A 9,987-nucleotide genomic window follows, 5' to 3' on the forward strand; every position below is an offset into this window, starting at 1 on the left:
CATCGGTTTCGGGCGATTCTAGAGTGCGTCACGACATCATGCGAGGCGAATTCCTGGCCAACGCGGCGATACATGCCAGCCTCGTCCGTCATCAACGCGCTTTCCTTGGCGATGTTGGCGCGGACAATCGGCATGATCGTGCCAATGCGGGCGGTATCAACGTGGAAGGAACGGGCGCGCCCACCACGCTCTACCAGCGTGACAAAGGTATTCTTGTGAGAGCCGCCGCCGGGCTTCACAGGAGTGCCCTTAAGACGACCAATGTAGGTCTCGTCAACCTCGACGGTCTTGCCGTTGCTACCCATCGGGGCAAGCTCGCCAGACGCCATTGCAAGGCGAATGCGGTGGCACAGGAACCAAGCTGCCTCATAGGTGCATTCGAGTATGCGGTGCATCTGGTGAGCGCTGATACCCTTCTTAGAGGCGCACATAAGGTGGATGGCCTGTAGCCACTTGGTCAGCGGCAGATGGCTTTCCTCGAAGATCGTTCCCATGCGGACGGTGAACTGCGAGCGGCAGGCGCTGCACTTGTACAGGCCGTGACGCTCGACACCGTTCGGGTTCTTCTTGGAAGGCTTAGTGCGAACACCCTTCAATGCGTAGTGGCGATCAACGCTACCGCACTTGGGGCAAACCGGACCATTCGGCCACAGTATTGACTCCACATGCTCGAAAGCCTTTGCTTCGTCATGGAACTCGGGGCGGGACAGAATGGACATGGAAATCTCCTATGTCCTTACCCCACGTAATCACTTTGGGTTTGTCAACCAGATAATCGCCTCTCAAAGAAGGTGGAAGCCCACGCCAACGCGGTAGCGCTGCACTTCATGTATTACAACTTTGTTCGCATCCACGCCTCACTACCGCATGACGTCGGCAATGGCCGCTGGTGTGACTGACAAGCTTTGGGAGATTGGCGATATCGTCGCGCTAATCGAGGCTAAGGAAGTCGAGAAGACGACAACTCGGTGCCCTTACAAAAAGCGCGTTGCCGAAATAGGAACTGAGAGCCGCAACCATTAACATGGCTGGGTGGTTGGGCATGTAGTGGTCCCGGGTGCATCTTCGCTCATCGGGAAAAGCCGGAGTGAGGGTATGCCGGAGGCGCCTTCGGCTCTTCCTTTTTTTAAGGGAGTGACTGATGGAACGCGATCCCCTTACCGTCATCGGTAACCAGGAAGTCCGCGCGCAAGTGGCGAGCTACATCCATTCTTTCTGGTGCCGACGGATTGGCCAGAGGAGATTGATGCGCTTTTGAAGAGCCTGCACTGATCGCCGTCAAATTTCAAACTGACCCACTACCCAATCTCGGGAGAAACAAAGTTGCGCTGAGAGCGTTGGAGCTTGTTCACGGGCCAGAGCAGCATGACCAGATACTATTTCCACGTTGACAACGGCACCTTCGTCCCCGACCCTGAAGGGGTCGATCTCCCGGATTTAGACGCGGCGCGGCAGGAAGCAGTGCGCACTGCTGGCGAGATGATAAACGACAGCAAGCAGTCTTTCTGGGAGCATATGACGCCTTGGATCATGAATGTGACGGATGATGAGAATCATCTCCTGTTCACGCTTCAGTTCGCGGCGAAAGTGCCTTCAGGCGATGCGCTCTACATCCCGCGCATGGAGGCTGAGCGCGACTAGGGTTGAGCCCGACAAAGAAGCCCGCCGGCCAAAGCCAGCGGCAGAGTTACTGGAGTAGGGTTCGCTAAGTGGAAAGATGCGCGACAGGCTGGTCGGGGGACAGCGGAAAGCAGCGCGAACTCGGCAGCGAAACCGGTGGAAAGACATAAAAACTTATGTCAATGCAATTATGCTAATTTAGCTTCCGATTAGCCGACTCTCCCCTACGAGTCGGTTAGGCCCGGCGGTTTAACCCACGCACCCCAACGCGGAACTGTCGGGCCGCTAGCTCGGGGCGGCGTCCAGGCTTTGCGCCGCCAGGAAGGCAACGAATGAGCAGGCAGCGAGAATATTAGCGAAGGCTTGACGAACCCAGCCGTCGCACACTCAAGGGCATGGCGAAGGGTAACATCAACATTGGCGACGAGGTCGCGATCATGGCGACGGTGCGCCGGCGAGTCACACGAGGATCGCGTCAGCGTCGCAATCCCTGGCTACAACCAGCCGCATTCGATCCTCGACCGGACATCGAAGGTCAGCAAGGGTCGGCCGATCGAGCTGGTGGCGATGTCACGCATGTCGATGGGGCAAAGGTCACCGTGAACCTCGGCATTCGTGTCACCGTCGATGCCGAAATAGTCACTCTGAAGACGCGCTATGTGCCTCCGAAGCGGAAGGCGCCGCTCATCGACAAGGCGTCCTAAAAGAAAACCCGCCGGCCGGAACCTGGGGGATTATGCAGTTCGGCTGATCGGTGATAGATCAAACCGGCTCAGGCGGAGGCACAGACGGTCCGGCAACGATAACGGAAAGTTTGCCCTTGCGAACGAGGACGGGCTTCTCGTAGGTCTTCTTCGCTGAAAACTCCCCCAAGGTTGAAGATCCCTCAAACGCGGTGAAAATGACCGGCGCCACCGCTGGTTGTCAAGACAAGAAAGCCCGCCGGCCAAAGCCAGCGGGCAGTTACTGGAGTAGCCTGGGCGCGCAAACTGGCAACGTGCGCGGCACGCTACTCAGCAACAGCGCAAAACCCGAGTAGTTCCCTCGACACCTGTGTCTTGCTCCGTCAGTCGTAATATCCGTCGGACGAACGTCTTATCCGCCAACTCATAAGTCCCGAAGGCGAAACATCTTCCGCAGATCTTCATTAGGAGGTGCTGGCGAGCATAGTCCCTTCGTCGCCAGGTCATGGATGCCCGCCACTACCTGCGATGATGGTGGGCATCCATCATTCAAAAGGTGCCGGATTGCCGCTTCCTCAAGAACTTGAAGACGAATATCTCACCTTTGAATGCCCACGATGCGAACGCGCGATCGTTCGAAAAGGCATATGGTTCAAGACCATTTCCTCATTCAAATGCCTGTCCTGCAAGGCGGCGGTGAGGCTTGGATACGCCGAGAAGCTACACCTCTTCGAGAAGCACAGGCATCTGATAGCGACCCGACAAACCGATGATGTAAAAGCCTCGCCGGCCGGAGCCGACGGGCGCTAAAATGCGGTGTCGTCAGCCTGGCGGCAGGACGACTACAACAGACGCCGTTGCAACGACTGCGGAAAGCTTGCCCTGGCGCACCAGCATGGGCTTCTCGCAGGCCTTCTTCATGGGAATTCCCCCGGTTTCGGTTGATCCCTCAAACACCATGACACTGTCCCCTGGCCTTCTTTGGTTGCCAAGCTGGGAGAAACAAAGTTGCCCCGCAACAGTTTGGGCCTGTCCAACAAGGGCAAAGCATCATGACAACCTATTATTTCCACGTCGACAACGGCGAATTCATCCCCGACGGAGATGGTGTCGATCTCCCGGATCTGGACGCGGCGCGGCAAGAAGCCGTGCGTGCTGCGGGCGAGATGATAAACGAGAGCAAGCGCTCGTTCTGGGAGGGTATGACGCCTTGGATCATGAATATGACGGACGATGAAAATCATCTCCTGTTTACGCTTCAGTTCGCGGCGAAAGTGCCTTCAGGAAACGCGCTCTACATCCCGCAAACGGAGGCTGACCACGCCTAGACAGGCCACCGCCCGACAAAAAACCCGCCGGCCGGAGCCGGGGTTGGAGGTAGGGTTTGAAATGACCAGGAGCCATCCTGGCAATTCTCAAGTGGCAGGCGTCAAAGGTTCCGTCAAGGGACGCGGCGCCGAGCCAAGCGGTGCGCTCAGATATTAAATGAAAAAGCCCGCCGGCCAGGGCCAGCGGGCAAAGGTTGGCTATGGTCTCGACCCACCAAAGGGACGAACCAACACAATACGCGCAGCGGGCGGCGAGCGCTTTCACAAATGTTAAGGCACTGCTTGCTTCAGTTGACGCTGTTCCAACTGGTCAATCCGCTCAGTCAGGCGTTTGATGTAATCGGATAGGGTGTAGGTATTCCCGAATCGCTTGCCGGTTCCGCTCGCAAGGCCAGCCTCGCGCTTGCTCGTGAACTCCTCAACGTAGCCGTACGTCCGACGATGACACCACGGACGAACCGGACAACTTCCGCCCGCCATGCCCATGCTGTGACGGCCGCATGATCGTGATCGAGGTGTTCGAACGATGGAGGCAGCCGCGCGAACCGCCACACGGTTCCCGGTCGACCGGGAGCAGCACGCCATGTCCCGGCATGGAATGGTTCAGCCTTCAGCTGCGGGCACTCAGCCTCCGGCAGCGGATCGACACACATCTATGGTGATGATCGACTCCGACAGAGCCGCGCCCGGCCGCCCACCGTCCCGACAACACCGCGCGGAGGCGCAACGAAGCGGTCTGTCCGTATTCACCCCAGAGTTCCCCGGTCGCGCCATTGCCGACATCTGCCAAAATCCGAAATCCCCATAGCCATCACCTGTGGCCCAGGTTCCTTCCTCGGGGACTTTCGTACGCTTGCCGGCGCCCGAAACTCTTCACGGAAGCGGAAGGTCCGGTTAGGGGATGGTTGAGGTAAACTACGAAGCCGACGTTCCAGCCCGCATAGTCTCGACGGCTTCGGAGCGAAGCGGATATGGCGACCGCGCGGGCCAACTCAGCGAGCGGTCAGTGATAGTAAATGCCGCCGTCGACGTTGAGCGCCTGGCCAGTGACAAAGGCCGAGAGATCGGAGGCGAAGAACAGCGCCGGGCCTATGATATCCTCCGGCGCGCCGAGGCGCTTCAGCGCGGCGACGTCCTCCCAGTGGCGGATGGCGGCTTCGCTGCCCAGATTGTTCTTGCCCATTTCGGTCAGGATGATGCCGGGGCAGATCGCGTTGACGGTGACCCCGTCCATGCCGACCTCCTGCGCCAGCACGCGGGTGAGCGTTATCACCACCGCCTTGGTCGCGGCGTAGTGGCCCTGCGTCGGCACGCCCTGCCGGCCGGCGATCGACGCGATGTTGATCACCCTGCCCGACTTCCTGGCGCGCATATGCGGCAGCACCGCCTGGCACATCATCAGCACGCCCTTGGCGTTGACGTCGAAATGCGCGTCCCAATTGGCCTCGTCGAGATCCTGCAGCAGGCTGGGCTTGAGGATACCGGCATTGTTGACCAGCACGTCGATGCTTCCGGCAGCCTTGAGCAGCGCCTGCGCGGTGGCTTCGATGTCCTTCTTCTTCCTGACGTCCATCGTGTAGACATAGGCCTTGCGGCCGGCCGCCTCGATCTCGCCTTTGGTCACGTCGAGCTCGGCCGCCTGCGATTGCAGATCGGTGATGGCAACGTCGAAGCCCGCTTCGGCGAGCCCCTTTGCGAGCGCCCTGCCGATGCCACGGCTGGCGCCGGTGACGAGAGCCGTCTTGCCCTTGGCCTCAGGAAGAATGGTCATGCTGCTTCCACCTTTGATGTCTTGACCGGAAGCGAGTTCATCGCCGCGATCGTGTCGTCGAACGAAACGAGTTTGCCGTCGGAGCCGAGCCCCATCGCCACCTTGGCGGCGACGGCGCTGGCAAAGCGTGCGGACTGCCTCAGGTCCCAGCCCTTGACGATGCCGACGATGATGCCGGCGGTGAAGGAGTCGCCGCAGCCCGTGGTGTCGAACAGCTCGACCTCGAAGGCCGGCAGATGGAAATCGTCGCGATGCTCGGGCGAGACATAGACGCCGCCGGCACCGAGCGTGAGGATGCAGTTCTTCACGCCCCTCGCCTTGAAGAAGGCAGCGACGCGGGCCGGATCGCGGTCATGCGCCATCTCACCGGCCTCGTCGATGCTGGGCACGAAATAGTCGATGTAGGGCAGGCACGGCTCGACCAGCTTCCAGGTCTCCGGCGTCGCCTGGATGAGATCGAAAGTGGTGACGCGGCCAAGCTCCTTGGCGCGCTTCAAGAGCCTGACGGTCGGCTCGCCATCAAAGCGCTTCAGCAGGCCGGTGCCGCCGACATGGACGACGGTGGCGTCGAGCGCCGCGTCGAGATCGGCATCGGCGACCTCGAACAGGGTGGCGGTGCCGGGAACATGCAAGGCTGGCCGCTCGCCGTTCGGCCGCACCGGCAGGATGGTGGATGACGTCTGGACGCTGCCGTCACGGCGCACAAGGCTCGTCTCCAGCCCATATTTCTGAAGTTTGGCCAGGAACCAGTCGCCCATGTCGTCGGTGCCGAGCGTGGTGACCGCCCGGGTCTTCAGGCCGAGGATGGCGCAGTCCATCCCGGTCGCGCCGGCCGTGCCGGCGACAGTCATGCGGATTTCCTCAATATAGTCGGCGCGGCCGCCTTCGGGGATGCGCGAGACCGGCCGTCCCAGGATGTCGAGGACGTAGAAGCCGATCGAGCTGACGTCGAATTGTGGCATGGCTGACTGGACCTTTCGAACTCAATGGGCGGCGCGGCGCAGGCCGAAGCTTGCGGCCAGCACCAGGAAGACGAGCACGCCGATGCCGACCTGCTGCCAGTAGAAATTCCAGCCGACGAGCAGCAGCCCGTTCTTGACGATGGCGAGCAGCAGCACGCCGAGCAGCGTGCCGATCACCGAGGGCTTGCGCTCGCGGCTGAGCGTCGTGCCGATGAAGGTGGCGCCAATCGCGTCGAGCAGGAAAGCGTTGCCCGACAGCGGCACGTAGGACTTCACCGTCGCGGACAACAATATACCTGTGATGCCGGCAAGCAGCGCGCACAGCACATGCACCATCGACAATTCGCGCGGCACGCGGATGCCGGAATACCAGGCGACGCCGGGCTGGGCGCCCATGGCCTGGACATAGCGGCCGAAGACCGCGCGATGCAGCAGGAGATGGACCGCGACCGCCAGGACGATCAGCACGATGACCGGCGTCGGTATTCCGAACATAGCGGTGCGGGCAATGGCGTTGAATTGGTCTGCTGCATAGCCGCTTGTTAGATAGATCGGCTGGCCACCGCTGGTGGCGAGCTGCTGCGTGCTCTGCCCGATGAAGAGCACGCCGAGCGTCGCCAGGAAGGGGCTGATGTTGAGCCTGGTGATGAGGATCGCATTCAGCAGGCCGACGATCAGCGCGGCGCCGAGCCCGCCCGCGACGCCGACCGCGCCGCTGTAGCCGGCGGCCAGCAGCATGACGAAGATCATGCTTGCCATGTCGACGGACACGCCGACCGAAAGGTCGATGCCGCCCGACGAGATGACGATGGTCAGCCCCAGCGCCACGATCGCCAGCATGACGACGTTGTTGACCAGCACGTTGAAGAGATTGGCCGGCGTCAGGAAGGTCGGGCTCGCCACCGAAAAGAAGATGACGATGGCCGCGAAGGCAATGAGCACGCTGTATTTGGCGAGGAAGCCGCGCAGGCTCGCCTTGGCTGCGTTCTCGTTGGCCGAGACACTCATCGCGAACCCTCCGAACCGCGGGCAAAGGATGTGATCGCCACCACCAGCAGGATCAGCGCGCCCTGCACCCCGTTGACCCAATAGCTGGAGACGTTGAGCAGTTGGAAGCCGTTGGCCAGAAGGCCGATGAACAGCACGCTGAGCAGCGTGCCGCCCATGGTCGGCACGAAGCGGCGGGAAAAGACCGTGCCGAGCAATGCCGCCGCCAGCACTGACAGGAGCAGCTCGCCGGAACCGGGTGTGCTGGCCGACAGGCGAGAGACGGTGAGGATGCTCGCTACAGCAGCACAGAAGCCGCTGAGGATGTACGTGAAGGAGACGTAGAACGGGACGCCGATACCGGCCGCCCGCGCTGCCTCGGGATGACCGCCGACAGCGTAGAGCCTGAGCCCGAATGCCGTGCCGTGGACGACTGCGATCATGATAGCGGAGAAGACGATCAGCGCCCAGGCAAGCGCCGAGATGCCGAGGAAGCTTCCCGAAACCAGCACGCCGAGCAGCGGCGAGGATGCGCCGACGACCGTGTTCTGGGTGAGCGTGAGTTCCATGCCGGCCGCGACATTGAGCACGGCAAGCGTCGCAAGCAGGGGAAGGATGCCGAGGCCGACCACGGCAAGGGCGTTCAACGCGCCGACCGCCATGCCGACGGCGATGGCCGCGAGCACCGAAAGGAAGTCGCCATAGCCCATCGACAAAAGTGTCGCGTAGACGGCGGCGCAGAGCCCCATATTGGCGGCGATCGACAGGTCGATGCCGCCTTCGGTGACATCGGACCCGCCGCCGATGATGACGGCCGTCATGCCATAGGCGAGCACGCCTAGGATCGCCGACTGCTCGACGACATTGATCAGGTTGAAGGTCGAGGTGAAGCCCGGCGCGAAGATGACGAAATAGGCCATGATCGCGGCGAAGGCGGCGATCGCGCCAAGCCGCACGACCAGCGCGCCGAAGCGCCGGCCCGCGCTTTTGACGGCGGCTTGCTTTTCATCGGACGCGCCGACTTCGGTGTGGAGAACAGTCGCGCTCATGCGGCCACTCCACCGGTGATCGAGCGCGCACCGGACGAAGCGGCGAGCAGCGCGTCGCTGTTCATCGAAGGACCGGAGAAGCTGCCGGCGAGCCTGCCGCGATAGACGACCAGAACGCGGTCGCAGACGCCGACCAGTTCGAGCAGGTCGGAGGACAGAAGCAGGATCGCCGCGCCCTCTCCCGCCAATCGGTTCAACAGATTGTAGATCTCGACCTTGGCGCCGACATCGACGGCGACTGTCGGCTCGTCCAGCACATAGACGCGCGACTGGCAGCTCAGCCATTTGGCCAAAGCCACCTTCTGCTGGTTGCCGCCAGAGAGCTCGCGCACCAGCGCGTCGCGATGCGGCGTCTTGATCGACAGTTCCTTGATCAGGCCGTCGACCGCCTTGTTCTCCAAGCCGCGGCTGACCATGCCGCTCCTGGAGTAGCGGCGCAGGCTGGCCAAAGAAATATTCTCGCGCACCGACAGGCCAAGCGCCACTCCATGCGCGCGGCGATCTTCCGGCAGCATCGCAATGCCGTCGCGCACCGCCTTGACCGGCGTCGACAACGCAAGCTCCCTACCCTCGACCTTGACCTGGCCGCCATCGGCGGTCTTGAGGCCGAACAGACACTGGACGATTTCCTTGGCGCCGGAGCCGAGCAGGCCGGTGAGGCCGACGATCTCGCCGGCGCGCACGTTGAAGCCGATATTCTCGAAGCTGCCGCCGAGGCGGAGGGAGGAAACCTCCAGGACCGGGGCGCCTAGAGTGACCGAGCGCTTCGGGAACATCTCGCCGACATCGCGGGCGATCATCATCGAGATGATCTCGTCGATCGACGTCTGGCGCGGATCGACCGTGCCGACATCGGTACCGTTGCGCATCACGGTGACGCGGTCGCAGAGCTTCTCGATCTCCTGCATGTAGTGGGAAATGAAGACCACGGCGATGCCGTCGTCGCGCAGCCGGCGCAGCACGTCGAACAGGCTGTCGACCTCGCGTTTGACCAATGCCGCGGTTGGCTCGTCGAGCACCAGCACCGACGCTTTCTGAGCCAGCGCGCGGGTGATCTGCACGACCTTCTGCTGCGCGGTCGTCAGGTCTTTCACAAGAGTTCCCGCTGGCAATTCCATGCCGAAGAAGCGCTTCAACAGGTCCGCGGCCCTGCGCTCCATGGCGCGGCGGCTGACGAACGGGCCGAGGCCGATTTCGTGGCCGAGGAAGACAGCTTCGCCGACGGTCGCGGTCGGCACCAAAAGCCTGTCTTGGTGGATGAAATGCACGCCGAGCTTTTCGACCGAAGCCGGCGTCAGCGTGCTGACGGTCTCGCCGTTGATGAGGATGGTGCCGCTGTCCGGCTTGATGATGCCGGCCAGCACCTTGATGATAGTCGACTTGCCGGCACCGTTCTGGCCGACAAGGCCGAGGATCGAGCCGCGCGCGATCTCGAGGTTGGCGTTTTCCAGCGCGCGAACCGGTCCGAACCGCTTCGATATGCCCGTCATCGATACAGCAATGTCACGCTTTGCTGTCTGCATGGCCGTCAATCCTGGTTGGATATGACGGGCAGCCACAGTCGTTGGGCTGCCCGTCGTTTCGTTC

Annotated in this window: 8 protein-coding genes and 2 pseudogenes; 4 read left to right on the forward strand and 6 right to left on the reverse strand. The window is 61.8% G+C overall.

Annotated features, from left to right (window positions below):
- Positions 1-23 precede the first annotated feature (23 nt).
- Positions 24-719: pseudogene (locus FJ418_RS01510) on the reverse strand (IS1595 family transposase); the annotation flags it as partial.
- 63 nt (positions 720-782) lie between these two features.
- On the opposite strand from FJ418_RS01510, the pseudogene FJ418_RS32255 reads away from it, so the two are divergent.
- The 4 genes and pseudogenes from FJ418_RS32255 to FJ418_RS01540 all read left to right on the forward strand — a co-directional run.
- Positions 783-1,023, forward strand: a pseudogene (locus tag FJ418_RS32255) (IS1 family transposase); the annotation flags it as partial.
- Positions 1,024-1,365: 342 nt separating this feature from the next.
- Positions 1,366-1,641, forward strand: coding sequence for a hypothetical protein (locus FJ418_RS01520; protein ID WP_140646306.1), 276 nt, complete (start codon positions 1,366-1,368; stop codon positions 1,639-1,641).
- Between the two features lie 374 nt (positions 1,642-2,015).
- A complete protein-coding gene (locus FJ418_RS01525; protein WP_226892165.1) occupies positions 2,016-2,324 on the forward strand; it encodes a hypothetical protein in 309 nt (102 codons plus the stop codon).
- A gap of 1,031 nt (positions 2,325-3,355) precedes the next feature.
- Complete coding sequence (locus FJ418_RS01540) at positions 3,356-3,631, forward strand: hypothetical protein (RefSeq protein WP_140711024.1); 276 nt, start codon at positions 3,356-3,358, stop codon at positions 3,629-3,631.
- A gap of 1,003 nt (positions 3,632-4,634) precedes the next feature.
- Here FJ418_RS01540 and FJ418_RS01555 read toward each other — a convergent pair.
- The 5 genes from FJ418_RS01555 to FJ418_RS01575 are packed head-to-tail and all read right to left on the reverse strand — an operon-like array spanning position 4,635 to position 9,923.
- Entirely contained in the window at positions 4,635-5,402 is a 768-nt protein-coding gene (locus FJ418_RS01555) for an SDR family NAD(P)-dependent oxidoreductase (protein WP_140863262.1), read from the reverse strand.
- A complete protein-coding gene (locus tag FJ418_RS01560) occupies positions 5,399-6,364 on the reverse strand; it encodes a sugar kinase (protein WP_140711023.1) in 966 nt (321 codons plus the stop codon). The genes FJ418_RS01555 and FJ418_RS01560 overlap by 4 nt, the downstream gene beginning before the upstream one ends.
- 21 nt (positions 6,365-6,385) lie before the next feature.
- The gene (locus FJ418_RS01565; protein WP_140711022.1) at positions 6,386-7,372 is read right to left on the reverse strand and encodes an ABC transporter permease; all 987 of its coding nucleotides are present in this window, start codon (positions 7,370-7,372) and stop codon (positions 6,386-6,388) included.
- Entirely contained in the window at positions 7,369-8,400 is a 1,032-nt protein-coding gene (locus FJ418_RS01570; RefSeq protein WP_140646313.1) for an ABC transporter permease, read from the reverse strand. The genes FJ418_RS01565 and FJ418_RS01570 overlap by 4 nt, the downstream gene beginning before the upstream one ends.
- Positions 8,397-9,923, reverse strand: coding sequence for a sugar ABC transporter ATP-binding protein (locus tag FJ418_RS01575; RefSeq protein ID WP_181166805.1), 1,527 nt, complete (start codon positions 9,921-9,923; stop codon positions 8,397-8,399). The genes FJ418_RS01570 and FJ418_RS01575 overlap by 4 nt, the downstream gene beginning before the upstream one ends.
- Between the last annotated feature and the right edge of the window lie 64 nt (positions 9,924-9,987).

This window comes from Mesorhizobium sp. B2-8-3 (genome assembly GCF_006440815.1).
Taxonomy (GTDB): domain Bacteria; phylum Pseudomonadota; class Alphaproteobacteria; order Rhizobiales; family Rhizobiaceae; genus Mesorhizobium.